The organism is Sphingomonas sp. SL1004 (genome assembly GCF_057815015.1).
In genome coordinates this window covers 1,571,580-1,595,823 of record NZ_JBYMUX010000001.1, presented here as the reverse complement: position 1 = coordinate 1,595,823, position 24,244 = coordinate 1,571,580, and the positions used below count along the sequence as shown (strand labels likewise).

The 24,244-nt window shown below is 63.9% G+C and carries 23 protein-coding genes and 1 tRNA gene; 8 read left to right on the top strand and 16 right to left on the bottom strand.

Annotated features, from left to right (window positions below; genetic code table 11):
* Positions 1–18 precede the first annotated feature (18 nt).
* Both AC3D24_RS07140 and AC3D24_RS07135 read right to left on the bottom strand, forming a co-directional pair.
* The gene (locus tag AC3D24_RS07140; protein WP_489029372.1) at positions 19–1,449 is read right to left on the bottom strand and encodes a L,D-transpeptidase family protein; all 1,431 of its coding nucleotides are present in this window, start codon (positions 1,447–1,449) and stop codon (positions 19–21) included.
* A 439-nt stretch (positions 1,450–1,888) separates the two neighbouring features.
* On the bottom strand, positions 1,889–3,298 hold the full coding sequence (locus AC3D24_RS07135) for a cytochrome P450 (protein ID WP_489029371.1): 1,410 nt from the start codon (positions 3,296–3,298) through the stop codon (positions 1,889–1,891).
* 657 nt (positions 3,299–3,955) lie between these two features.
* Between AC3D24_RS07135 and AC3D24_RS07130 the strand changes: the two genes are divergently transcribed.
* From AC3D24_RS07130 to AC3D24_RS07120, 3 genes are read left to right on the top strand one after another with little or no spacing between them, the layout of a single operon-like run.
* Complete coding sequence (locus AC3D24_RS07130) at positions 3,956–4,267, top strand: hypothetical protein (protein WP_139227104.1); 312 nt, start codon at positions 3,956–3,958, stop codon at positions 4,265–4,267.
* A gap of 57 nt (positions 4,268–4,324) precedes the next feature.
* Positions 4,325–6,664, top strand: a complete 2,340-nt coding sequence (locus AC3D24_RS07125; RefSeq protein WP_489029369.1) for a PAS domain S-box protein — start codon at positions 4,325–4,327, stop codon at positions 6,662–6,664.
* Positions 6,657–7,160, top strand: a complete 504-nt coding sequence (locus AC3D24_RS07120) for a response regulator (protein ID WP_489029368.1) — start codon at positions 6,657–6,659, stop codon at positions 7,158–7,160. The genes AC3D24_RS07125 and AC3D24_RS07120 overlap by 8 nt, the downstream gene beginning before the upstream one ends.
* 120 nt (positions 7,161–7,280) lie before the next feature.
* Here the strand turns inward: AC3D24_RS07120 and AC3D24_RS07115 are convergent, their stop codons facing one another.
* Positions 7,281–8,012, bottom strand: coding sequence for a hypothetical protein (locus AC3D24_RS07115; protein WP_489029367.1), 732 nt, complete (start codon positions 8,010–8,012; stop codon positions 7,281–7,283).
* Positions 8,013–8,204: 192 nt separating this feature from the next.
* Between AC3D24_RS07115 and AC3D24_RS07110 the strand changes: the two genes are divergently transcribed.
* On the top strand, positions 8,205–9,200 hold the full coding sequence (locus tag AC3D24_RS07110) for an alpha/beta hydrolase (protein WP_489029365.1): 996 nt from the start codon (positions 8,205–8,207) through the stop codon (positions 9,198–9,200).
* Between the two features lie 19 nt (positions 9,201–9,219).
* Here the strand turns inward: AC3D24_RS07110 and AC3D24_RS07105 are convergent, their stop codons facing one another.
* The 3 genes from AC3D24_RS07105 to AC3D24_RS07095 all read right to left on the bottom strand — a co-directional run bounded on the left by AC3D24_RS07105 (position 9,220) and on the right by AC3D24_RS07095 (position 11,145).
* Entirely contained in the window at positions 9,220–10,101 is an 882-nt protein-coding gene (locus AC3D24_RS07105) for an MBL fold metallo-hydrolase (protein ID WP_489029363.1), read from the bottom strand.
* 137 nt (positions 10,102–10,238) lie between these two features.
* Positions 10,239–10,589, bottom strand: coding sequence for a response regulator (locus AC3D24_RS07100; protein ID WP_056678329.1), 351 nt, complete (start codon positions 10,587–10,589; stop codon positions 10,239–10,241).
* Positions 10,590–10,680: 91 nt separating this feature from the next.
* Positions 10,681–11,145 (bottom strand): HWE histidine kinase domain-containing protein, encoded by a 465-nt coding sequence (locus AC3D24_RS07095; RefSeq protein WP_489029361.1) that lies wholly within the window; start codon positions 11,143–11,145, stop codon positions 10,681–10,683.
* Between AC3D24_RS07095 and AC3D24_RS07090 the strand changes: the two genes are divergently transcribed.
* Positions 11,110–11,964 (top strand): tyrosine-type recombinase/integrase, encoded by an 855-nt coding sequence (locus tag AC3D24_RS07090; protein ID WP_489029360.1) that lies wholly within the window; start codon positions 11,110–11,112, stop codon positions 11,962–11,964. The two genes, AC3D24_RS07095 and AC3D24_RS07090, sit on opposite strands and share 36 nt — an antisense overlap.
* Before the next feature lie 10 nt (positions 11,965–11,974).
* Here AC3D24_RS07090 and AC3D24_RS07085 read toward each other — a convergent pair.
* From AC3D24_RS07085 to AC3D24_RS07065, 5 genes are all read right to left on the bottom strand, one after another.
* Positions 11,975–12,049: transfer RNA gene (locus AC3D24_RS07085), tRNA-Glu, on the bottom strand.
* A 47-nt stretch (positions 12,050–12,096) separates the two neighbouring features.
* On the bottom strand, positions 12,097–13,860 hold the full coding sequence (recJ, locus tag AC3D24_RS07080) for a single-stranded-DNA-specific exonuclease RecJ (RefSeq protein WP_489029359.1): 1,764 nt from the start codon (positions 13,858–13,860) through the stop codon (positions 12,097–12,099).
* Positions 13,861–13,962: 102 nt separating this feature from the next.
* Positions 13,963–14,646: a prolyl hydroxylase family protein gene (locus tag AC3D24_RS07075; protein ID WP_489029357.1), complete on the bottom strand. Its 684-nt coding sequence runs from the start codon at positions 14,644–14,646 to the stop codon at positions 13,963–13,965.
* 114 nt (positions 14,647–14,760) lie between these two features.
* Positions 14,761–15,630: an RcnB family protein gene (locus AC3D24_RS07070; RefSeq protein WP_489029355.1), complete on the bottom strand. Its 870-nt coding sequence runs from the start codon at positions 15,628–15,630 to the stop codon at positions 14,761–14,763.
* Positions 15,631–15,851: 221 nt separating this feature from the next.
* The gene (locus AC3D24_RS07065; RefSeq protein WP_489029353.1) at positions 15,852–16,397 is read right to left on the bottom strand and encodes a (2Fe-2S)-binding protein; all 546 of its coding nucleotides are present in this window, start codon (positions 16,395–16,397) and stop codon (positions 15,852–15,854) included.
* A gap of 105 nt (positions 16,398–16,502) precedes the next feature.
* Here AC3D24_RS07065 and AC3D24_RS07060 point away from each other — a divergent pair, with 105 nt between their 5' ends.
* The gene (locus AC3D24_RS07060) at positions 16,503–17,798 is read left to right on the top strand and encodes a sugar MFS transporter (protein WP_489029352.1); all 1,296 of its coding nucleotides are present in this window, start codon (positions 16,503–16,505) and stop codon (positions 17,796–17,798) included.
* A gap of 74 nt (positions 17,799–17,872) precedes the next feature.
* Here AC3D24_RS07060 and AC3D24_RS07055 read toward each other — a convergent pair whose 3' ends face one another.
* From AC3D24_RS07055 to AC3D24_RS07040, 4 genes are all read right to left on the bottom strand, one after another.
* Positions 17,873–19,012: a CaiB/BaiF CoA transferase family protein gene (locus AC3D24_RS07055; RefSeq protein ID WP_489029351.1), complete on the bottom strand. Its 1,140-nt coding sequence runs from the start codon at positions 19,010–19,012 to the stop codon at positions 17,873–17,875.
* Between the two features lie 132 nt (positions 19,013–19,144).
* Positions 19,145–20,329: an acyl-CoA dehydrogenase gene (locus tag AC3D24_RS07050; RefSeq protein WP_489029350.1), complete on the bottom strand. Its 1,185-nt coding sequence runs from the start codon at positions 20,327–20,329 to the stop codon at positions 19,145–19,147.
* A gap of 67 nt (positions 20,330–20,396) precedes the next feature.
* On the bottom strand, positions 20,397–20,717 hold the full coding sequence (locus AC3D24_RS07045) for a hypothetical protein (RefSeq protein WP_489029349.1): 321 nt from the start codon (positions 20,715–20,717) through the stop codon (positions 20,397–20,399).
* A 2-nt stretch (positions 20,718–20,719) separates the two neighbouring features.
* Entirely contained in the window at positions 20,720–20,896 is a 177-nt protein-coding gene (locus AC3D24_RS07040) for a hypothetical protein (protein ID WP_489029348.1), read from the bottom strand.
* A 90-nt stretch (positions 20,897–20,986) separates the two neighbouring features.
* Between AC3D24_RS07040 and AC3D24_RS07035 the strand changes: the two genes are divergently transcribed.
* Entirely contained in the window at positions 20,987–21,619 is a 633-nt protein-coding gene (locus tag AC3D24_RS07035) for a S24 family peptidase (RefSeq protein WP_489029346.1), read from the top strand.
* A 250-nt stretch (positions 21,620–21,869) separates the two neighbouring features.
* Here AC3D24_RS07035 and AC3D24_RS07030 read toward each other — a convergent pair whose 3' ends face one another.
* Complete coding sequence (locus AC3D24_RS07030) at positions 21,870–22,064, bottom strand: hypothetical protein (protein ID WP_489029344.1); 195 nt, start codon at positions 22,062–22,064, stop codon at positions 21,870–21,872.
* Between the two features lie 137 nt (positions 22,065–22,201).
* On the opposite strand from AC3D24_RS07030, the gene AC3D24_RS07025 reads away from it, so the two are divergent.
* Positions 22,202–24,184, top strand: a complete 1,983-nt coding sequence (locus tag AC3D24_RS07025) for an autotransporter assembly complex protein TamA (RefSeq protein WP_489029342.1) — start codon at positions 22,202–22,204, stop codon at positions 24,182–24,184.
* Positions 24,185–24,244 lie beyond the last annotated feature (60 nt).

Sequence of the window (24,244 nt, the reverse complement as noted above, 5' to 3'; positions counted from 1 at the left end):
TGCCTCATAATGGCCGGTTCACGGCCCCTCGTCGCTGGCACGAGTCTCGACGCGTAACGCCTTCCCCGTCTTGAAGCCCAGTGCTGCGCCAACGCGATCATCCCAGCCATAGGGGTCATTGCGCACGATCGGCTCGCCTGCGTCGTCGAACAGCACTGTCTGGTAGAGCATCCTCACCGGTATCTGTTTGGGCAGTTTGACGAACGTCTCTTCACCGGTGCCGCGTGCCTGATGCCATTGATCGGTCACGCCCTCGTCACGCGCCAGGATTTCCGCGAACCCGAGCGCGTCATCGACTCGCACGCAACCGTGGCTACGCTGCCGCTGAATCATCGCAAACAGCGACTTGGCAGGTGTATCATGCAGGTAGATCGCCTGATCGTTGAGCATGTCGAACTTGACGAGGCCAAGTGAGTTTTTCGGCCCGGGCTGCTGCACGAGCCAGCCATCCTTGCGCGCGATGTTGTTGGCCTTGAGATAGGCACCGCCCTTCGCCGCCGTCTCGCCTTCAATCGAGCGGGGGATCGTCCAGGTCGGGTTGGCAACCAAGCGAAAGATAGGCGAGCCCAATTGCGGCGTTTCGCGGTCGGGTTCGCCCACCACAACTTTCCGGCTGTCGGCAATCTTGCCGTCACGCCAGTAGGTCAACCGCGCCGCCGCGAGATTGACGTCGATCCGCGTAGCGGGCGGTGTCCGCTCAAGCCAGCGCAGTCGCTCCATCGCGATCGCCACCGCGCGGGCCCGATCGGTATCTGACATGTTGAGGATCGCGAGCACTGCGCTGCCGACGACGCCATCAGGCTTCATGCCGTAATCGGCTTGCATTTGTTGCACGGCCTTGACCATCGCGGGCGTGTATTGATTGCCCTGCGCCGACTGCTGATCGAGATAGTCGAGGATCGCGAGTTCGCGCGCGATTGTCGCGATACGTGGATCGACCGCGCCGGGCTTGATAGCCTCGCCGTTGACGGGGATCGCAGGGGTCGGTGCGCCGGGCTGCTGACGCAGCGCGAGATAGGCTTTTGAAAGGCGTGTATAATTCTGGTCGGTAGGCGCGAGGCTGGAAAGCCAGCCTTTCACATCGTTGGCGCGAAGAGCGTTGGCCAGCCCGGCGCGCAAATCCGGGGTGGGCCGCGTTACGGTGTACACGTCGTACAACTTGGTCGGATCAGTCGCGCCGTGTGCCAAGGCGGCGGCAAAGGCCAGAGCTTGCTGTGTCGCGCTGACCTCATCACCCGCATCGCTGGCGAACGGCATCTGCTCCAGACCGTGCGCCGCACGCGAGTCGATCGCCTGGCGAAGCTGCGCGCGGGTGTCTTTGGTCCAATGCGCCGGGACGGTAGCGTCACTCGTATTGGCGCTTGTTGTTTGATTGTCGGGTGCGACGCTGACGCTGCATCCCGCTAGGAGCAATGCAGCCGCCGATAACTGCCCCAATTTTATAAGCACACGTCACTCCTACCGTTACGCAACCAGAACGCGTGGCACTGCCGTCCGCTCCTACCTAGAGTCAATTTGCGGATCGATGAACGAGCATCTGGTGTTGGGTGACGTGGAAGGCAGACAAAAGATTGGAATGGATCATGCGCATCTCCGAGAGCTCGGTTGCCCTAGAGAGATGCGGGGATCTTCGGAAAGGTCGCGGCGGGCATCTTCGTCCTAAGTCCGGCCTGTACCATACGCCTGCACCAGATGGCCGAAGGGGTGGGCTGAATCACCTGAACGAACGACGGGTTTCGGGAATCGTCTCAACAGCGATAAATGGCGGAAAATGGGTCAGAAGCGTGTTAACCGAAGCGATGGAACGCCTTCAACCGTACGAACAACTCCACCGTCGCATGTTCATCGAACTAGGCCTAAAAGCCGGTAGGACTGTTCGTCAATGACCTTAAAGCCCCGTGACGGTTAGCGGCATCCCACCCTCCGGCCGGAGCGTGACGCGACCGACGGGCACGGGCCGCTGGCCCGGCTTGATCGCGAACCGGCGCGCGGTGAGCCAGTGGGCCAGCACCGTCAGCGCCTCCACGATCGCGAAGCGTGCCGCGACGCAGACGCGTGGTCCCGCCCCGAACGGCAGATATTGATACCGGTGCAGCGCGGTCTTGCGCGCCGGGGCGAAGCGGTCGGGGTCGAACGCGTCCGGCCTGTCCCACAGAGCGGCATGCCGATGTACGACGAACGGCCAGATCGAAACCAGATCCCCTTTCGCGATCCGGTGGCCACCCAGCTCGTCATTGGCGAGTGCCTCGCGGTCAAGCCGCGGCGCCGGCGGGTAGAGACGCATCGCTTCCTCCAGCGTCGCCCGCAGCTTGGGCAGGCGAACATCGAGGTCGCCGGCTTCCCCGGTCGACAGGGCGGCCCTTGCCTCCACACGCAATTCTTCCTGGAGTGCGGGCTGGGCTGCCAGCAGGTAGATCGTCCAGGTGAGCGCGTTTGCGGTGGTTTCATGGCCCGCCACGTAGAAGGTGACGGCATTGTCGATCGCCAGTTCGCGTGCCTCCGCGGCCGGGTACCGGGCGAACAGCGCGGCGATGAGGCCGCCGAAGAAATCGTCGCGACCGCCGCTCGGCCCCCGCTCGTCGACCATCGCGCCGAGGGTGTCACGAAGGAAACGACCGCCTTCGCGTGCGCGGCCGGTGCCGGGTCCGAACGACGGCAATCCAAGCAACGCCGAGATACGCGCCCGACCGGCGGCGTCGAGCATTGCCGTGATGTGCCGACCGGCGGCGGGCGTAGTCAGCCGCGGGTCGCCGTCGAACAGGGTCGCGGCGATGATGGCCATGGTCGTGTCGGTCGCCTCGCGCGCCATGTCGATCCTGCGTTGCGACGTTGGCCACGCGGTGATGCGATCGCGTGTCACCGCGGTGATGGCGCTGGTGAAACGCGCGACCGCAGCGGGCGCGAAGGTCGGTGCGACGATCCGGCGCTGGTCCTGCCATTCGTCGCCCTCGGCATTGAAGAGGCCACGCCCCAGCGCGCGGGACAGGAGCTTCCTCACCACGGCCGGACGTTCGTAGTTCGCCTTGTTGTCGAGCAGCACGCGACCGATCACGTCGGGATCCGACACGACGTGGACCGTGAAGCCGAGCACCTGCCGCGTCTTCCAGAACGACCGAAAGGCGTCGTCCGGCCAGCCGTGTACGCTATTGTTCGCCCGGGCGCCGACGAAACCGGTCCAGATCGGCGGCCAGTCGCGGGAACGGGGCGGGACGGGCGGCGTGAAGAGCGGGCGGACACGATCCAAGCTCGACGCGCCGTCGGAGTTCTGGGCGTTTTCAATCGGGAGCGGTCCGGACATGACGGACAGTCTAGCACGCTTCGCCTATGTTCGGGAATGTCCCGACGCGTTTCGAGTTCTCGGACTGGTTGCAGCCACAACTGAACCGACATCCGTTTCCCTTCACTAACTAAACTGAGGTCCATGCCTGGACTGGTCGAACGGCCGCTACTTTCTTACGACCTGCAACCCATAGGCTACCCGCTGCCTGACCCGCGCTGGTTGGTAGCAAGCTACGTCAAAGTATTTAACGCCTCACCGAACCATCCCTCACGCTCGGCTCGGCACAGAAACGGTACCTCATCGAGGTCGTCGGCTCAAAATGATTGCGGCATTGGATCGTTAATGCTCCCAAGAGTTCCACAAGACTCGTGAACGAACGATGGGTTTCGGTTAGGCTTAGAGCCGTCCTGAACGGCCACAGCTGGGTCACGACCGCTCTGCCGGGTCATACACAAAGTTTCGATAAGGGCATGCGCTGGAAGGTGATCATATGAAATTGGCGACATTCCTAGATTGCAGTAGCGCGGATTTCCTGACACTTTCTTGGGTGGAGCGTGACCGTTCGCCTCTTACGACATTGATTTCAAACGCATCCAGGGAGCGTGCGGATTGTCAAAGCCACTAAGCTTACCCGGTGGCGACACTCGTGTATTAGCACCGACAACGACCAGGAAGATGGCACAAAGGATGTTGTCGGCCTCTCGGGCGATTGCCAATGCACTGCCGACTGGTTTTCACAACCCGACCGCGCTCGACGTTCTGTTGATACTCCACGTTGCTGAGGACGACGCAAACTATCCGGTATGGGAAGCCATGGAAGTGCCCGGAAGCCCTTCGACAATGACTATCGATCGCTGGCTCATAGCTTTAACCCATGAAGGGTTGGTGGACCGGCAAAATGGTCTGATTGCGTTGAGCCAGAAAGGTTACGCGCTCGTCGTTTCAACTATCGAACGGGTCTATGAAGCACAGCGCGCACTAGATTGACCAGCATGCTTGCAAACCTGCTAATCGCGTCAATGCTAACCCACGAAGGCGGCAGAGATGACTGAGGGATCAGACCAATCGGGGTCTGCCTCTAATAGCGAGGCTAGACTCGCCTTTCTGTTGCGTCTGAGCGACGCGCTCAGAACGGTTGATGATCCTGAGCGCATTCAAGAGATCGCCTCTCGCATTTTAGGAGAAGAGATCGGCGCAGATCGCGTTGGCTTCGGACAAGAGCTGAGTGTCGACGGTGAGATAGTTGTGAAACAAAACCACGCTGTAGATGTGCCGAGTATCGTGGGGCGCCACCAGATCGATAAATTCGGCGTTGGCTTGTTGGCACGACTTCGCGCTGGAGAAGTTATAGCGCATGACGACGTCGCCAATGCGGAAACGATTGCAGAGCATAACAAGACGGCGCATTCGAGACTGTGTATAGGAGCGACCTTTACCGTACCGCTTCTCAGGGCGGGCGAGTTGCGCGCAATATTTTTCGTCCACTTCCGATCCCCTCATCACTTTTCGGCAAATGAGGTGAACTTTTTAAAAGAGACTGCTGAGCGGGCATGGCTCGCAGTCGAGCGGGCGCAGGCCGGCGCTGCTCTGCGCGACAGCGAAGCGCGTTTGGCAGCCGCGTTGGAAAGCGTGCCGGTCGGTGTGGCGGTTCTAGACACCTCTGGCCGTATCGTCATTGCCAATTCCGAGTACCGCGAATTCCTGCCGACGAGCACGATCCCGTCACGTGATCCTGAGCGAAGCTGGCGCTGGAGTGGCTGGGATGAGTTTGGCCAGGCGCTCGACAAACAAGACTTTCCTGGCGCTCGGGCGATAAGGGGTGAGCGCGTCGTTCCCGGGCAGGAAATGCTCTACACCAATGATGAGGGTCGGAAGGTTTGGACGCGCGTTGCGAGCGTCCCAATCCATGACAAAGATGGGCACATTGTCAGCATTGCGAGCGCCGTCAGTGACATCGATGACCTCAAGCGTGGAGCTGAGGCGTTACGCGAGAGCCGGGCCCGTGCCCAACTGCTTATCGATGGCATCGCGCAGGCAACGTGGGAAGCAGCTTCCGACGGGACTGTTGATGTCGACAGTCCAAGCTGGCGCGCTTTCACAGGGCAGAGTTATGATGAGTGGCGAGGCGTCGGCTGGGCAGATGCAATCCACCCTGATGATCGGGAAGCAACGGTCCAGAAGTGGCGGAGGACGGTCAACGATCAGCAGCCGGTCGACGCTGAATATCGTCTACGCGCTGCGGACGGCAGCTATCGGTGGATGAATGTTCGCGCCGTGCCACTGACAGACGGGACTGGCCGGATCGAAAAATGGCTGGGCATGAACATCGACATCAATGCCCGCAAACGGCTGGAGCAGTCGCTGCGCCATAGCGAACGCCGTACACGAGCGCTGATTGAGGGGGTCCCCCAGCTTTTGTGGCGGGCAGATCGAATAATGCACTGGAGTTGGGCAAGTCCGCAGTGGACCAGTTTCACTGGCCAGTCGGCATTGGCCAGCCGCGGGCAGGGCTGGCTAGAGATGGTGCACCCCGATGACCAAGCCACCGTTCTCTCGGCATGGGCAGGAGCAGTGGCGGCAGGTGGCTTCGACGTCGAGCATCGTCTGTGTGGTAAAGACGGGATATATCGTTGGTTCAGCACGAGAGCTCTGCCAGTGCATGAAGACACTGGCGATCTTGCCGAATGGTTTGGCACATCAAACGATATTGATGCTCTTCGCGCGGCGCAGGACAAGCAGGCCGTATTGGTGTCCGAACTTCAGCACAGGACGCGCAATCTGATCGCGGTCGTCAGGTCTCTGGCGGATGACACAGCTCACCGGGCGTCGTCACTTTCAGAGTTCAAAACGCAGTTCGGTGATCGGCTTGCGGCATTGTCCAGGGTCCAGGGTCTGCTGTCGCAGACAGTCAGCGGCAGTAAGGTCACGTTCGACGAGGTTCTACGGTCCGAGCTTTTTGCCTTCGGTGCGATCTCACACGGCGTTGACGATGATCGCGCCATGCTTGTCGGTCCAACGGGTATCCCGCTACGCCCAGAATCTGTTCAGATCATGGCTCTGGCGCTTCACGAGCTGGCGACGAACGCGGTCAAGCATGGCGCTTTGTCGACAGTGGCAGGGCGTCTGGCCATTACTTGGTCTGTTGAACATACCGTCGGCGGTAGCTGCGTTCTCGTTGTTGAATGGCTGGAGAGCGGTGTTGTTCTGCCGAATGCAAAAATGTGCACTGCAGCTGGAGGTTATGGTAGGGAGCTCATAGAGCGCGCTTTGCCTTATCAGCTCGGCGCAAAAACCAGCTATGCGTTTACCACCGATGGCTTACGGTGCGTCATCGCTGTGCCGATTGCCGCGGCTGCTGCGAACCAAGAGGATGACGATGGCTGAGTGCCTACTGATTAATCAGCGAGTTCTTGTTGTCGAGGACGAGTACCTGATTGCCCAGTCGTTGGAGCGTGATCTTCAGAGCGCAGGTGCGACGGTACTGGGGCCGGTGCCGAACGTCGCGGGAGCTCTGGCGCTGCTGCAGCGTGAGGAGAATCTGGATGCGGCAGTTCTCGATATCAACCTTGGCGAGCAGAAAGTGTACGCTGTCGTGGACGCGCTATTCGCCCGAGGTATCCGTTGTGTCTTCGCAACCGGCAACGATGTCGCAGACGTACCGTCCGCCTACGCTGCAGTCGCCCGTTGCGAAAAACCTATAAACCCCAATTCTCTCGTCCAGGCGCTCCTCGGGAACAGCAACGTAGCCGCATCCGATCGTATCGGAACCTCACAGTACATCCGTCAAAAGCTGCTGCGCCTAATCGAGCTTGCTGACGGTGAGGGATATACACTGCTAGCCGCGAAGCTGTGCGATGCGCTGGATGTAGTCGAGGGATAGGATCTAACATTATATTAATTCACCGGCTCGGTCGAAGACGGCAGGGTCTTTAACCCTGTTCTATCTAGGTGTAGATAGGTCGCCCTGGGTCGGCCAAGACTTAGCTCAGGGAAGTTTAGCCTATCGCTCCGCACTCTGCCCCGCAACATGGTGTGGATCGTCGCCAAGAGCATTGTTACCTATGCCGCCGCCTCCAACCCCGCCGCCGCCGCCCATACCACCACCACCACCACCGCCGCCGCTCCGGCCAGCATCGTCTTTGTTGCCACCACCTCTTCCGCCGCCGGACGCTGCCGGACGCGTGGGCCCCTGCATTGCGATTGTCAGGTCGGCCGGGATTGGATCGAGATCGAGCGCATCGCGCACGAACGCACGCAGCGACACAACCAGATCGTGCGTGTGGACCGGGTGGCCCGCGACCAGCTCGCGAACCGCCCTGTCCGCGAGCCGGACATGTTCCTCCGTACCGAGCAAGATGATGTCAGACAGTGCGGCCTCGACCGCGTCGCGGATCCGGCGCGTTCGGTCCGACCCCGCCGCGCCTTCCGCACTGAGGTCCAACGCGGCCATCGGCTCCACTGCTACGCCGCCCTGCTCCCTCCGCCGCAGGTCGCGCCGGTGGGCCGGATCGACGGTTAGGTCCCCCGTGAACGAGCCGCCGAGGACCTTGTAGGCAGCGATAAGTGTCCTGAGGCGCTCGTTGATCTGCCGGTTCATTCGTTCACGGCGCTGCTGGAACGTCATTTGAGTGACCAGACGGATGCCAACCCCCAACAAAGTAACGAGCGTCAGTCCGAGGATGGTGGCGAGCAGGCTCTGCCAAGAGCTGAAATCCAGACCGCGCAAGTGCATCCCCCTAGGTGTACCCTACGGAACGTCCGTCGAGCCTGCAGGTGCCGCGGAGCGGAGCGACGCCGTAGATATCCCTGGCCGTTCCTATGCAAGAAGCTGCCAGTTGCCTGATGATCTTGGGCCGCTAACCACAGTTTCTGCAATCCGCCTGATCCCGAAGGAAGGTTGCGCCCTCAAAGCAGGAGATACGGTTTGTCGCGGTTCCGGTTCGTTGTGGCCTCTCTCTTTGCATTTGGTATCGCTGGCGCAGCCTACGGGCAGATCAGCAAAAACGACAACTCGCCTTCAAAGGTTGTGCTCCCCAAGAATGAAAGGGCGGGCACCTGGCTGCCTGCCAAAAATGGGGTTCAGATGCCGCTCTGGCCAGCGAGCACGCTTCTAGCAAAGCCCGACTCGGGCGATCGGCCCGAGGCTACCGGTAACGGGACGGGGCTCGTAGGCGGGCGGAAATGGCATTGGGCGAGCTACGTCTCCCGGCCGACCATGACCTTGTATCGAGCGAAGGGGCGCAATGGCGGGGCCGCCATGCTCGTGCTGCCGGGCGGTGGGTTTGAAGTCATAGCGACTGATCTTGAGGGTACGGAAATCTGCGATTGGGTGGCGCAGCAGGGGATGACCTGCGCGGTGCTGAAATACCGGGTGCCGCAATACTGGCCGCAGGGCCAGCGGCCGAAGGTGCTGTTGGGTCTGGAAGACGCGCAGCGAGCGATCGGGCTGATGCGCCAGCAGGCTGCGTCCTACGGGATCGACCCTCACAAGATCGGCGTCATCGGCTTTTCTGCGGGCGCATATCTGGCGGCGAACATGAGCAACACCGCAAAGCGCACCTATCCGCTTACGGACGCGGCTGACCGGCAATCGCCTCGCCCGGACTTTGCAATCGTCGCCTACACGGCACGTATGCTGGACGACAGCAAAGGCAGGAACAGTCTCGAACTCAAGCCATGGGTAACCATCAGCCCCGAGGCACCGCCGACGCTGATCCTACATGCAATGAACGACCCAACGGATCCGATCCGGCAACCGATGGCCTATGCCTTGGCGCTCAGCGATGCGGGCGTGCCGGTGGATATGCGCCTGTACGCCAAGGGGGGCCATGCTTTCGGCATGCGGCCCACGGCTGATCCGATTTCGCGGGAATGGCCCGGACAAGTCAAGCAGTGGCTGCATAACATTGGCGTGCTGTGACGACGGCATCCCGTCGGTGTCAGCGTTTCACCGGTTGCCAGCGATAAGCAGTGCCGGCCTTGACGATCTGGCCGAGCCCTGGAAATGGAAAATGCGGGCTGAACACATGTTCGCCGCTCGCTGCCAACTTGGCCAGCTCGGCCGTCCGCCGCTGGTGCCCCTGCTCGCCGTCGGTGTCGTAGCCGATGATCCATTCGGGCCTGGCGAGAGACACGATAGCGCTATGAGCAGTGTCGCCCATGTCGAGTAGCTTCTGGCTGTCTGACGTGATTTCGTAGCCGCTATGGCCGGGCGTGTGCCCCGACAGTGGTACCGCGCGGATACCCGGCATCACCACCGCGCCAGGATCAAATGGCGTGACCTTCGGCGTGATCGTCGCGACTACCGCTGCATTGTCGGGCTGGCTCTGCATGAACGCCCATTCGGCGCGCGTCATACGGATCGTCGCGTTGGGAAACGCCAGTTTGCCGTCCGCGCTCGACAGGCCGCCGACATGATCGCCGTGCGAATGCGTGATGAGGACGTCAGTAATGTCCGCCGGCGATACTTTGGCGAGCGCTAGGCTCTGCATCAGGACGCCACCAACCTTGGGGCCCAGGCCAGTGTCGATAAGGACCATACGGCCCGGCATGCGGACAAGCAGCGCATCGACACCGAGCGATAGCGCGTCGGTCGGCGCGCCTGCTTTGCGCAATATATCCGCGACAGCTGCCGGGCCTTCCTTCTTGCCGAACACGCTGCCGTCGTTCGGAACGCGGTTGATCATGTCCCGCAAGGCCACAGCACGCACCGAGCCGATGCTAAACGGCACAGCCGCAGGTGCGGTCGGCACCGGCTTTGCCAGCACCGTCGCCCCCAAGAATACGGCAAATCCGAGCGCGGCTATCGAACGAAGGGTCATCTACAGTCCCCTGATGATTGTTGGATATCGTAAGGAACGTGGCGGGTTCAGTGACCTGAGACAACTTGATGAAGTACCCGGTCTTACCGGTAAGGCCGATGGGGCGACTGCTTCACTTACCGTCGGCGATTGCTGACTCAGGCGGGCGCCAGACTTTGGAACGCCGCGATAAGAGCCTGTTCGTTGATCGGTTTGTCGAGAACGATCATCGATGGCCGACTTACATGGCATGCTTCGCGCGTGCCGGTCACGAAGATCACGGGCGTCGGCCCATGCTCCAAGATAATGGCTTCCACCGCGGCAGGGCCGGTACCGGCTGAGAGATTGACGTCGGACATGATGATAGAGGGAGGCCTCAATCTCGCAGCATCGATTGCCTCATCTTGCGAGGCAGCCTGATCAAAGGATATGCCGCCAGCCCGCTCGATCAGCTGGATGATGTGATCGGCGATGAGGAAATCATCCTCGATGACGAGCACATGGCACATATGACAGATCCCGATAAGCTGAGCTCTTAACCAATGTGGTCACGCAATGGGCCCGCCACGGCGTTAATAAATGTCTGACATGGTCGAGAGCTTAGATCGGCGCTTCGATTGCGAAGCGAACACCTTCCGGCAGATATTGGATTTCCGTCTTGCCGCGGATGTGGCGTGATAGGACGCGCTCAATCATTCGCGTACCAAATCCAACACGTGTTGGCATAGCAACGATAGGTCCATCCTGCTCCGCCCAGGAGAAGGTAAGTCGGCGTTCGGTTGCATTGCCGTTCAGGTCCCAGCGTATGCTCACCTGACCCTCCGGTACCGAGAGCGCTCCATATTTGATCGCATTGGTCGCCAGCTCGTGCAGTGCCATAGACAACGCAAGTGTCACTTCCGGGGTCAGCCGTATCGTCGGGCCGACAGCGGAAAACCGTCGACCGTTGCTGTCCATGAACGGCGCGAGCACCCGCTCGACGATCTCACCGATTGCCGCGCCTTCGATCTCGTCCTTGAGCAGCAGTTCGTGCGCAGACGCGAGGCTAGCGATGCGGCCCGACACCGCATCCCGAGCCTCGCCGGCGTCCGCCCGGTCAGCCTGTTCAAGATGCGCGACGCCTATGCCGATACCCCCGGCAAGGCGAACGTATGGCTGAGCGCGTTCGGCTCACTGATGCGCCACGCGATCAAGCTCGGGCTGCGCGACGACAATCCATGCGACAAGATTCCGATCCTCGCGATCGGCGAGCATGAGCCGTGGCCGGCCGACCTATTGGCCGTGTGTCTCGCCGAGGCTACGCCCATGACGCGCCTCGCGATCGTCACCGGGCTATGCTCCGGGCAGCGCGTGAGCGACTGCGTAAGGATGCAGTACGGCTGGATCACCGCCGGCATCATGGAGTTCACGCAGGTCAAGAAGCGCAAGGGCGGCGTGACGAAGGACGTCGCCGTGCCGATGCATCCCTTCTGGCTGGAGGAGCTTGCCAAGCTTCCGCGACGGTCGGTGACGCTGCTCTACGAGCGCTCGGGCGCTCCGTTCAAGACGACGGCCGCGATCCAAGAGCGGCTGCGCAAGCTGATGTCGGAGCCAGCAGTGCAGGAGGTGATCGCGGATCTAATCGCGCGCGAGATGATCGTCGAGGACGCCAGCTTCTCGTTCCACGGCCTGCGCAAGAACGCGTGCTGCTACCTGGTCGAGTGCGGCATCAACGATAGTGAGATCGGGGAGATCCTCGGCATGTCACCCGAGATGGTGCGCCATTACAGCAAGCGCGCAAGAGCCCTGATGGTAGCCCGCGGCGCGGCCGATCGGATGACCGGGGGCAAAATCATTACGATGTCGGGGGCAACCGCTCCAAACACACTCACCAAAAACGGCTGATTTCCGCCATTGGTGACCCCTACGGGAATCGAACCCGTGCTTCAGCCGTGAAAGGGCCGCGTCCTAACCGCTAGACGAAGGGGCCTGCGTGGTTGGAGGCGCCTAAAAGGAAGGCGGCGATGCGTCAACCCCTCAATCGGCCCAGGCGGCATCTTCAACGTGTAATTCCGCCGATGGGCGCGACGACCAGTCGTCGATCTTCGCGCGGCCGGCCAGCCAGAGCTTGCGGTGGGGGGCAGCGCCCAACAGGGCTTGGCCGAGCGCGCTCTCGGCCGAGCGGAAGGCCATCGCCTTGATGCTGCGGCCGTCGTCGCCCGCGACGATGGTGCGGACGTGGCCGTTGCCGACCACGTCCGCCTTGATGACGCGGACCGGGCCCATCGCGACGCGGGGCGCTGGCCAGCCCATGCCGTAGGGGCCGCCCGCTTCCATCGATTCGACGAGGCCGGGATTGACGCCGCCTGCCGCGAGCACCGCGTCGAGCAGGAGCGCGCGGTCGCCGTTCGAGCGTTCTACCGCCACGGCTAGCCGCTCTTCGAGGAAGTCGGTGAAGGCAGGGATCGCGGCTTCGGCGATCGTCAGGCCGGCGGCCATCGCATGGCCCCCGCCAGCGACGAGCAGGCCGTGTTCGCGTGCAGCCATGACCGCAGCGCCGAGGTCTACGCCGGGGATCGAGCGACCGGAGCCCTTGCCGATGCCGTTCTCGTCGATCGCGATGACGATCGACGGGCGGCCAAGCTTTTCCTTGAGGCGGCCGGCGACGATGCCGATCACGCCGGGGTGCCATCCGTGACCGGCGACGACGGCGACCGCGCGGTCGCGACTGGAAAGCAGGTCGGCGGCGTCCTGCACGATGGTTTCGATCGCGCGGCGTTCTTCGTTGAGGCGATCGAGTTCGGTAGCGATCTCGCGCGCTTCGTCCGGGTCCTGCGTGGTCAGCAGGCGGACGCCGAGGTCTGCGCGACCGACGCGGCCGCCGGCGTTGATCCGAGGCCCCAAGGCAAAGCCGAGATCGGTGCAGGTCGGATTGCGCGTCAGGCGCGACGCCTCGATCAAGGCTGCGACGCCGATGTTCTTGCGCGCGCCCATGACCTTGAGGCCTTGCGACACGAACGCGCGGTTGAGGCCGCGGAGTTGCGCGACGTCGGCGACGGTGCCGAGCGCGACGATGTCGAGCAGGTCGATCAATTTCGGCTCGGCGCGATCCTTGAAGAAGCCGCGCGCGCGGAGCGTGCGGACGAGCGCGGCGGCGGCGAGGAAGCACATGCCGACCGCGGCGAGATGGCCGTGCGCGGCGCCTTCGGTCTCGTCGAGGCGGTTGGGGTTCACCAGCGCCAGCGCGTGCGGGAGCGCGGTCGAGCATTTGTGGTGGTCGATGACGATCACGTCGACCTTCGCGTCGCGGGCCGCGTCGAGCGCGTCGAACGCCTGGGCGCCGCAGTCCACCGTGACGATCAGCGTGGCGCCTTCGCTCGCGAGGCGGACGAGCGCTTCGCCCGAAGGTCCGTATCCTTCGAGCAGGCGGTCGGGGATGTAGGGGCGCGCCTCGATGCCGAGATCGCGGAGGACCAGCACCATCAGTGCCGCGGAAGTGGCGCCGTCGACGTCGTAATCGCCGAAGATCGCGACCTGTTCGTGCGCCTGGACCGCGTCGGCGAGGCGCTCGGCGGCGCGGTCCATGTCGCGGAAGATCGACGGGTCGGGCATGAACGCGCGGATCGACGGGGTGCGGTGCGCGTCGAGCGCGTCGCGGGGGCAGCCTCGGGCGAGCAAGAGCTGGGTGACGAGGTCGTCGCCCGAACCGCCAACGCCGAAGCCGTCCCGGCCGTCTGCCGCGAGCGCACGCCAGCGCCAGGGCTGGCCGAGGATGGAAGAGGTCACGCCGAGAACTGTCATGCCTCGGACGTAGTGGCTGCGGGGGGATTGTCGAGCGGGGAGGGGGTGCGCGATTGAGGCTTGGCAACGGGGGCGGGCCAAGTGCCGGCTTGGTCAAACCCCTCACTTGATCCAGGGCCGCTCGCGAAACCACTTCGTCACGATATACTTGGTGCCCTCCATCACCGGCATCCCCTCATGCAGCGTCAGCGCATTCGGCGTCCCATCCCGGTTCATGTTGTTCCACGCGAGCAGCATGCCGCGCTTCGGGGCGATCTTGATGCCGGCCTGTGGGAACCACGTCGCGCCGCCCTCGGGAACGTCGTTGAGGAACACCATCGCGGTCCAGGTGCGCTGGCCGCCCTGCTCCTGCATCTTCTCCCAATAGCTCTCGGATTCGTGGAAATAATCATGGTGCGCACGGAATTGCTGGCCGGGGGCATAGCGTTGACCCTGCATCGTCTCGCCGTGAAGCAGGTCGATGCCGAGCAACGTCGCGATCGCCTCATCGGTCGGCTGAACCTCGGGCGACCAGCGATCCATGTCGCAGCTCTCGCTCGTGCGGAAGCTGCTGTTCGGGCGATCGGACAGCAAGGTCGACGGTCGCCGCTTGGAGTCGATCATCGCGATCAGCCGCTTGCAGGTCGGAGGATCGAGGAACTTGTCCTGGTAATAGAACTGCACCGTATCCATCGCGATCCGCTGCACCGCGGGATTGGCGTCTAGCCGGCTAGCGATCTGCGATCCGAATGCCTGGCGAAGTGCCGCGGCCGGATCGACTTTCTTGGCTTTTGAAAAGATACCCACGTCACAGGATTTGGCGAAGTGTGATCGAAACGCAAGAGCCCCGCGGTGACGTATGTCACCACGAGGCTCTCCCCTGTTACTGCGTGACGGGCAGGCGCGATTCTCAGAAGGGGCCTACCAGAAGATGTCGTACACCGTGTCGACCACGCGGCCGCTGTCGAGATCGACCAGCAACGCGTCGTTGTAATAGCGTACCCAGCGATACGGGCCGTACGCCTCGGGAAGGCGGTAGGTGTACGGGTCCTGGATCCAGTAATTCTGGTTGTAGAGAATGCTGCTCAGCGAAAAGCCTACCCCGAAGCGACGATAGCCCGACCCCCAGCCGCTCGGCGCATAGTAGCGCGGGAGGCGATAGGCGCCGCGGTTCGACGCGCGGTAGTTGCTCCAGGCATAGCGGTTGTCGTTGCGCCAGCCGCGGTTCCAGGCGCCGCCCTGGTTGTAGCCGCCCTGGTTATACCGGCCGTCATTGCCCCGGCCATAGCCTTGGGCGTTACCGTAGCCGCGGTTGGGCTGACGGTTCTGGTAGCCGTCGCGGCCCCGATCGTCGCGCCCACGATTGTCGTCGCGATACCCTTGGCGGTTGTCGTAGCCGGGACGGCCGTCGTTGCGGGCGTCGCCCCGACCATATTGTCCGCGATCGGCTTGCTGATTGCCACGGTCGACCTGGAAGCCTGGACGACCTGGCGCACTACCCTGGTTATTGCCAGCCTGGGCACGATCGCCGCCGGGCGCCTGTACCCGGTCCGGGCCGCGGTCCTGCTGCTGGCGGGGCGAATTGCCCATGTCGGCACGCTGCGGGCGTTGCTGACCCTGCTGGCGATCACCGCGATTGGCGCGCTCCTGGCGCTGTCCACCATTGCCGCCGCGATCACCGCGATCACCGCGGTCCTGCTCGACCTGCTGCGCGTTCGCAGCGCTTGCCATCATCGTTGCCGGCACCAATGCCGATGCTGCCATCAAGAGCTTGAGAAACTTGCCCGTCATCGCCGTCGTCCTCGACTGCCGGCGCACGAGCCGGCTCCTATGATGCATCCCGTCTAGGCGAGTCGGAGTGTGGCAACGCTGAATGGGTTCGTCAGCGATCAGACAGGTTTGGGTGCCCTCCGTAACGTCGCCGGCCCCTGCTTCCTTGTTCTCCCGCGAAGGCGGGAGCCCAGTCTGGGTCCCCGCCTTCGCGGGGAAACAAACTTGCGTGTCTGGAAAAGCTACCGCGCCGGCGGCGGCACCAGCGCCGGCACCAGCCGCGCGGAATCCGCCTGATCGATCCCTGGCCGCGGCCCCGCAGGAATGACCTCTTCCCCCCGCGTCGCGCGCCCGGCACGCTGGATCGCCTCCACCACCCGCGGATACACCCCGCACCGGCACAGGTTCGTAATCTGCTCGCGGATCAGATCCTCGCTCGGATCCGCATTGCGTTTCAACAGCGCGGCGGCGGCCATGATCATGCCCGGGATGCAGAAGCCGCATTGCGGGACGTTCTCGGCGATGAAGGCCAGCTGCACCGGATGATTGCGTTCGCGCGACAGTCCTTCGATCGTGGTGACGTACGCGCCCTCGATCGATCCGATCGGCACGCGGCAACTGCGCATCGCGCGCCCGTCGATATCGACCGTGCACGCGCCGCAATGCCCCGTACCGCAGCCATATTTCGTGCCCGTCAGGTTCGACGCATCGCGCAATGCCCACAGCAGGGGGGTGTCGGCGTCGAGCTTGTATTCGATCGGCTCGTTGTTGACGGTGAAGCGGCTCATGCCCGGCATTCTAGCCGCTCGCGACGGATCGTACCAAGCAGGATTGCCACACGCCGCCGCCCGGGCTTATGTCCCGCGCCATAAGATCGCGAGAGGGCGCTACACATGCACGTCGATACCCATTCCACCGCCGCAGCGGGAGGCGACGCCAGCCACGGCTACGATGCGCCCGATCTGCGCGTGTTCGTGTTCGCGCTGTTCTTCATCTTCGGCGGCATCACGTCGCTGAACGACATCATCATCCCGAAGATGAAGGAGCTGTTCACGCTCGACCACGCGACCGCGATGCTGGTCCAGTCGGCGTTCTTCCTCGCCTATGCGCTGTTCTCGATTCCCGCTGCCGCGATCGTGCGCAAGGCAGGCTATATGCGCACCGCGTCGATCGGCCTCGTCACGATGACGGTCGGCTGCCTGTTGTTCATCCCGGCCGCGGGCAAGGCGAGCTTCGGCATGTTCCTGTTCGCGCTGTTCGTGCTCGGCGCAGGGATCACCGTGGTACAGGTCGTTGCCAACCCGCTGATCTCGGCTCTGGGCGCGCCCAAGTCGGCATCGAGCCGGCTGACCTTCGCGCAGGCGTTCAACTCGCTGGGCACCACCATCTTCCCGTATGTCGGCTCCGCGCTGATCCTCGGCGGGCTGGCCACGGTCGATTCCTCGAAGCTCACCGGTGCTGCGCTCGACGCGTACCGGAGCGAATCGTCGCGCGCGGTTGTGCACACCTATATCGGCCTCGCGATCGCGCTGCTGGTCGTCGCCGCCGTCGTCTGGACCCGCCGCAACCGGTTGCAGGAAGAGCAGGACCAGTCGGGCAGCATCTTTCACGGTCTCACGCTGCTGAAGCGCCCGCGCTTCGCGATGGGGACGGCGTGCATCTTCCTGTACGTCGGCGCCGAAGTCGCGATCGGCTCGCTGATCGTGAACTACCTCATGCAGCCGAGCGTGATGGGCCTGAGCGACGTCGCCGCGGGCAAGCACGTGCCGTTCTACTGGGGCGGCGCGCTGGTCGGCCGGTTCATCGGCGCGTACGTGCTGAACAAGGTGTCGCCGGGCAAGGTCCTCGCGGGCGTTGCAACGGGCACGTTGGCGCTGATCCTGATCTCGGCGAACACCGAGGGCGCGATCTCGGGCTGGGCGCTGCTGTCGATCGGCCTGATGAACGCAGTGATGTTCCCGACGATCTTCACGCTTGCGTCCGAAGGTCTTGGCAAGCGCGCGGCCGAAGGGTCGGGCGTGATCGCCACGGCCATCGTCGGCGGCGCGATCATCCCGTATTTCACGGGCGTCCTCGCCGATACCTCGGGCAGCCTGCATTTCGCGCTGCTGCTCCCGGCGATCTGCTACGCACTGATCCTGAGCTACGGGCTTTATGCGCGGAGGCCAGTATCGAGTGTCGCCGCCTAACCAGTAGAATGTTCCCCCGCGAAGGCGGGGGCCCAGTCTGGGTCCCCGCCTTCGCGGGGATCCAAGTTGCAGCGCTAGTTTCCTGCTCCCAGCATCGGCGCAGCCCGTCCGGTCGCGAGATCGGCATCCGAGAACCGGATCGGCGTACGAAGCCCAGGCATCAACGATCCATCCGGCCGCTCGACCGAAATCGCCATCCCCCGAGCGATCACCTGTGGATCCTCAAATGCCTGCGCGACCGTATTGATCGGCCCGGCGGGCACGCCCACCGCCTCGAGCCGCGCAAGCAGTTCCAGCTTCGGCACCAGCGACGTCGCCGCCTTGATCCCCGCGAAGAGCAATTCTTTGAACGCCAGCCGCCCCGCATTGGTCGCGAACCGCGGATCGTCGCGCATATCGGGCAAGCCCATCGCGTCGCAGAACCGTCGGAACTGCCCGTCATTGCCGACCGCGAGAATGAACCACCCATCGGCACACGGAAACACCGCATACGGACACACGTTCATATGCGCATTCCCGACCCGCGTCGGCGACACGCCGCTCGCGAACCAGTTCATCGCCTGGTTCGCGAGCACCCCGGTCATCGTATCGAGCAACGCCATGTCGATCTGCTGCCCCTTGCCGGTCCGCTCCCGCATCGCCAGCGCCGCCTGGATCGCAATCACCGCATACAGCCCGGTCATGATGTCGGCGAACGCGACGCCGATCTTCTGCGGCGCGCCATCGGGTTCGCCGGTCAGGTCCATGATCCCGCTCATGCCCTGCACGATGAAATCATAGCCGGCGCGCGGCGCGTAGGGCCCGTCCTGGCCAAACCCGGTAATCGAGCAATAGACCAGACGCGGGTTGATCACGGCGAGCGTCGCGTAGTCGAGCCCGTATTTTGCTAGCCCACCGACCTTGAAATTCTCTATCACCACGTCGGCATCAGCGATCAACGTGTGGACGACGGCTTGCCCCTCGGCGGTGGTAAAATCGGCGACGACCGACCGCTTCCCGCGATTGGCCGCATGGAAATACGCAGCGTCGCGGGTGCCGTCTGGATTGTCGATGAACGGCGGACCCCATGTGCGGGTATCGTCACCCGCCGGGCTCTCGATCTTGACGACGTCCGCGCCAAGGTCGGCGAGGACCTGCCCGGCCCACGGCCCGGCAAGAATCCGCGCGAGTTCGACGACCTTCAGGCCGGCGAGAGGGAAAGGTTTGCCTTCCAAGTTAGAGCCCCACCCCGGCGGAGGCCGGGGCCCAATTGGAAAGGTCGAGGTAACAGCGCACAGCGTCAGCCAATGCGCGTTCCCCAATTGGGCTCCGGCCTTCGCCGGGGTGGTAGGACGTCGAGGCTGAGCTCAAAACGCAGCGATACCCGTGATCGCCCGCCCTAGGATCAACGCATGCACGTCATGCGCGCCCTCATACGTGTTCACCGTCTCCAGGTTCATCAGGTGCCGCATCACCTGATACTCCCCAGAAATCCCATTCCCGCCATGCATGTCCCGGCTCATCCGCGCGATATCGAGTGCCTTGCCGACGTTATTCCGTTTCACGATCGAGACCATTTCCGGCGCAAACCGCCCCTCGTCCATCAACCGCCCGACGCGCAGTGACGCCTGCAACCCCAGCGCGATCTCGGTCTCCATATCCGCCAGCTTCTTCTGGAACAGCTGCCGCCCCGCCAGCGGCGTCCCGAACTGGTTACGATCCAGCCCGTACTGTCGCGCCGCATGGAAACAGAATTCAGCCGCACCCAAAGCACCCCAGGAAATCCCGTACCGCGCGCGGTTGAGGCAGCCGAACGGTCCCTTCAAACCCTGAACGTCGGGCAGCAACGCGTCCTCGCCGACCTCGACCTCGTCCATCATCACCATGCCCGTGATCGACGCACGGAGCGACAGCTTGCCCTCGATCTTGGGCGTCTCCAGCCCCTTCATCCCGCGCTCCAGGATGAAGCCGCGAATACCACCGCCATGCTCGTCGGACTTCGCCCAGATCACGAACACGTCGGCGATCGGCGAATTCGAAATCCAAGTCTTCGCGCCGGAAATGACATAGCCATTGGCCGTCTTCTTCGCGCGCGTCGTCATTCCGCCGGGATCCGACCCCGCATCCGGCTCGGTCAGCCCGAAGCAGCCGATGAACTCGCCAGTCGCCAACTTCGGCAGGTATTTCCGCTTCTGTTCCTCGGACCCGAACGCGTTGATGGGGTACATCACGAGGCTCGACTGCACCGACATCATCGAGCGATAGCCCGAGTCGATCCGCTCCACCTCGCGCGCGACCAATCCGTAGGCGACATACGACGCGCCGACGCCGCCATATTCCTCGGGGATCGTCGGCCCGAGCAACCCCAGCGCCCCCATCTCGCGGAAAATCGCGGGATCGGTATGCTCGTGCTGGAACGCGTCGATGATCCGCGGCGCCAGCTTGTCGTCCGCATACGCCTTCGCGCTGTCGCGGATCATCCGCTCGTCCTCGCTCAACTGATCGTCGAGCAGGAACGGATCCGCCCAGTCGAACTTGCCCATCCCGGCCATCTGCATCTCCTTCGTTGACCGCCGACTTCGTGGTTCGGCCAGCGAAAGTCCACCCCTGTCGAGACGTTTAGGCGTCGATCAGGGTCAGCACGGCGATGGTCGCATGCTCCCGATCGCCGATAGTTTCCACGCCCGCGACCAGCAGGTCGGCGACGATATGCCCACGCATCGCGAACTCGGCTTCGGGCAGCCCGTCGATCCAGTCTCGAAAACCGGGTACGGGAACTGCCGCGATCGTCAGTCGGTGCCGCGTGCCGATGAACGTCGCGCTGGCCCAGGGCGCGCACGCGATCGACTCGACATGGATCGCCACCCCCGCAACCGCGGCGTTCCCCCGCAGCGCCCGAATCAGCAACGTCCCAGCATCGGGACCCCGCACAGCGTCCATCCTCACGACTCCCGCCCGTCGATGAACTCTTCGATGCGGGTCACCATCTGCGCGCGCGGTTGGCGACCGTGCCGCAGGTCGTGGACCAGCCGCGGATCCTTGACCGACAATCGTCCGAACTTGCTCATCGGCATGCCGGTCTGTCGCAGATATCGATCGATCTTGATGAGAACGGACATGGTCGCTCCTCCCGAGTCCCTTAGTTGCGTTCTCGATCTGTTCCTGAAAATCCTACTTGTCTAGGAAATTTCCTACGCTACGGTTTGCCGGTGTCGAAAACCGATCCCTCTGCCGATCCGAGGTCCGCGCTGGCGACGCTCGCGTCTGCGCGCGGCGACAGTCTGGCGGCGTTGTCGGCGATGCTCGGTCGCAACCCGTCCTACCTCCAGCAATATGTCCGCCGCGGATCGCCGCGCGTCCTGCCGGAGCGTGATCGCAGGCTGCTGTCTGAGTATCTCGGCGTGAGCGAAGCGGCGCTCGGCGCACCGCCCGAACGCAGCGCAGGCTTTCGCATTCCGAAGCTGAACGTCGCTGCATCGGCAGGGCCCGGCGCGCTGGTCGACGGCGAGATCGCGCTCGGCACCGATACGCTCGATCCCGGGCTGGCGCGACGGCTCGGCCTGAAGGACGGGCAGGCGGCAATCATCCGCGTCCGCGGCACCTCGATGGAGCCGGGACTACTCGACGGCGATCACATCGTCGTCGATACCGCGGACCGTACGCCAAGAGCTCGGGGCGGCGTCTACGTGATCCGGATCGACGATGCGCTGATGGTGAAGCGGGTGGCACTCATCGGCCGGGCGCTACAAGCGGTGAGCGACAACCCCACGGCAGCACCGATCCCCGAAGGCGAAATCACCGTAATCGGCCGCGTCGTCTGGCAAATGCGCGAGCCGCGTTAGCCGCGCTAGTAGCGCCTCGCCCCCCACCGTTCGTGCTGAGTAGAGACCGAGTAGCTGCGGTGCCAGCGTATCGAGGGCTCGTATCGAAGCACAGGTCCCGCGCGCTACCTGTCCTTCGATACGCCCTCTCGATACGCCACCTACGGCGACTACTCGACGGCTACTCAGGACGAACGGAAGAGGAGGCGGTAGGCGCGCGGAAGACGGACGGCGGAAGGACGAAGGCAGAATGCGAGGGCCAGCCGCGCCCCTAGCGGCGGTCCCTGAACCAAACGAGCACCGCCGCGACCACACCCAACCCCGTCCCGATCAAGAACCCCGGCGTGGCCTCACCGATCGCAAAGCCGACGCCAGCGCCGCCCAGCATCCCGAGTGCGACGAGAAACCCGCCCGCGGCGCTCGGGTCTTTATGCGGGGGAATGTTTGCTGGGGAGGGATCGGCCATGGCAGCGTCCTGCCACGCGCCGCCGCGCGATGCCAGCATCGCCTATCCGCGCCACACAGCGCTCCCCCGGACGAAACGTGGCGGAAATACGGCGCTACATACTGTTCCGCAACGACAAGCCCGGCTAGGAGCCGGACATGGTGTTCCGCGTCGCGCGAGCCGGGCCGGCCGCCGCCTTTTTCGTTTTGACGATCTCCGCGGCGACCGGGTCGGGTGCGGCTGCGCAGACCGTCCCGGCGAGCGCCGAACAGACGGCGCCCAATACTGTGCCCGACACCATGTCGCTCGACCCGAACTCGCCCCTCGCGGCACTCCCGGATATCGGCGTCGGCTGGCCCGATCTCGCCGCCACCGCCGACGACCCTGCGATTACGATCGCCACCACCGACGCCAATACCGAAAGCCGCTATGCGTGGCGGATCGGCGGGATCGACTCGCTCGACACCACGCTGCTGCGTCAGCGGTTCGCGGCGCTTTCGACGCTCGACGCGAACGACGGGCAGGTCGCCAACGCCGCACAACTCGACCGGCGCGCGCGCGAGGACGCCGACCTGCTCAACAGCCTGCTCCGCGCGGAAGGCTATTACGACGCCAACGTCGTCACCCGCGTCGAGCCCGGTGCCAAGCCGATGGTCGTGCTTTCCGCGACCCCCGGCACGCTCTACACATTCAAGGGCGTCACGATCGACGGCCTCGCCGCAGCGGGCGACAAGGCGCCCGGCCTTGCCACCGCGTTCGGCGTGAAGCCCGCGGACCCGGTCAATTCCGACGCGATCGTCGCCGGCCAGGCCAAGCTGACGACGCAGATCGGCCGCGAGGGCTTCCCGTTCGCCAAGGTGGGCGACCCCGCGATCGTCGTCGACCATGCCACCCGTACCGCGACGCTCGACCTGTCGGTCCAACCCGGCGGCGCGCGCAAGTTCGGCCAGGTCATCGCACTCCCCGGCAATCGCGTGTTCGGCGCGGACCATGTCGCCGAGATCGCACGCTTCTCGCCCGGCGACACGTACGACGCCGCCAAGCTCGACGACCTCCGCCGCGCGCTAATCCAGACCAGCCTCGTGTCCGCAGTCGATCTGAAGCCGGTACAGGGCGCGACCCCCGATACCGTCGACGTCGCGGTCAAGCTCGATCGCGCGCCGCCGCACACCGTCGCGGGCGAACTCGGCTACGGCACTGGCGAGGGTGCGCGTGCGGAACTCAGCTGGACGCATCGCAACCTGTTCCCGCCCGAGGGCGCCCTGACGCTGCGCGGCGTGCTGGGGACGCAGGAGCAACTCGGCTCGGTCGTGTTCCGCCGCAACAATTTCGAGGCGCGCGACCGGGTGCTGACGTTCCAGGCGTCTGCCGCGCATACCAACCGCGATGCCTACGACGCGAAGACCTATTCGCTCGCGGGCAGCCTGGAGCGCCAGACCAATATCTTCTTCCAGAAGACCTGGACATGGTCGGTCGGTGCCGAACTCCTCGCCTCGGACGAACAGGACGTGATCGTGTCGACCGGCGATCCGCGACGTCGCACCTTCTTCATCGGCGCCTTGCCGACCAGCCTCAACTATGACGGCTCCGACGATCTGCTCAATCCGACCAAGGGCTTTCGCCTCGGTGGCCGGGTCAGCCCCGAAGTGTCGCTGCAGGGCTCGGTATTCGGCTATGCGCGCACCCAGTTCGACGGCAGCGTGTACCAGCCGTTCGACGGTCGCGTGGTGCTCGCCGCGCGGACCCGGCTCGGCACCATCGTCGGCGCCCCGCGCGACCAGGTGGCACCGTCACGGCGTTTCTACGCTGGCGGCGGCGCGTCGGTACGCGGTTACGGCTACCAGTCGATCGGCCCGCGCGATCCGAACAACGATCCGATCGGTGGCCGCAGCCTGACCGAATTCTCGATCGAGGCCCGCGTGCGCGTCCTCGGCAGCTTCGGGATCGTGCCGTTCCTCGACGCGGGCAACATCTACACCTCGCCACTGCCGAAATTCACCGGGCTGCAATATGGCACGGGGATCGGCGTGCGCTATTATTCGAACTTCGGCCCGATCCGCCTCGACGTCGGCACGCCGATCAACCCGCAGCCGGGCGACAGCCGCGTGGCCGTGTACGTCTCGCTGGGTCAGGCGTTTTGACTGAGGACGTCGTTTTGAGCGAGGAAGCCGTCCTTCCGAAACGCCGCATCGCGTGGTGGC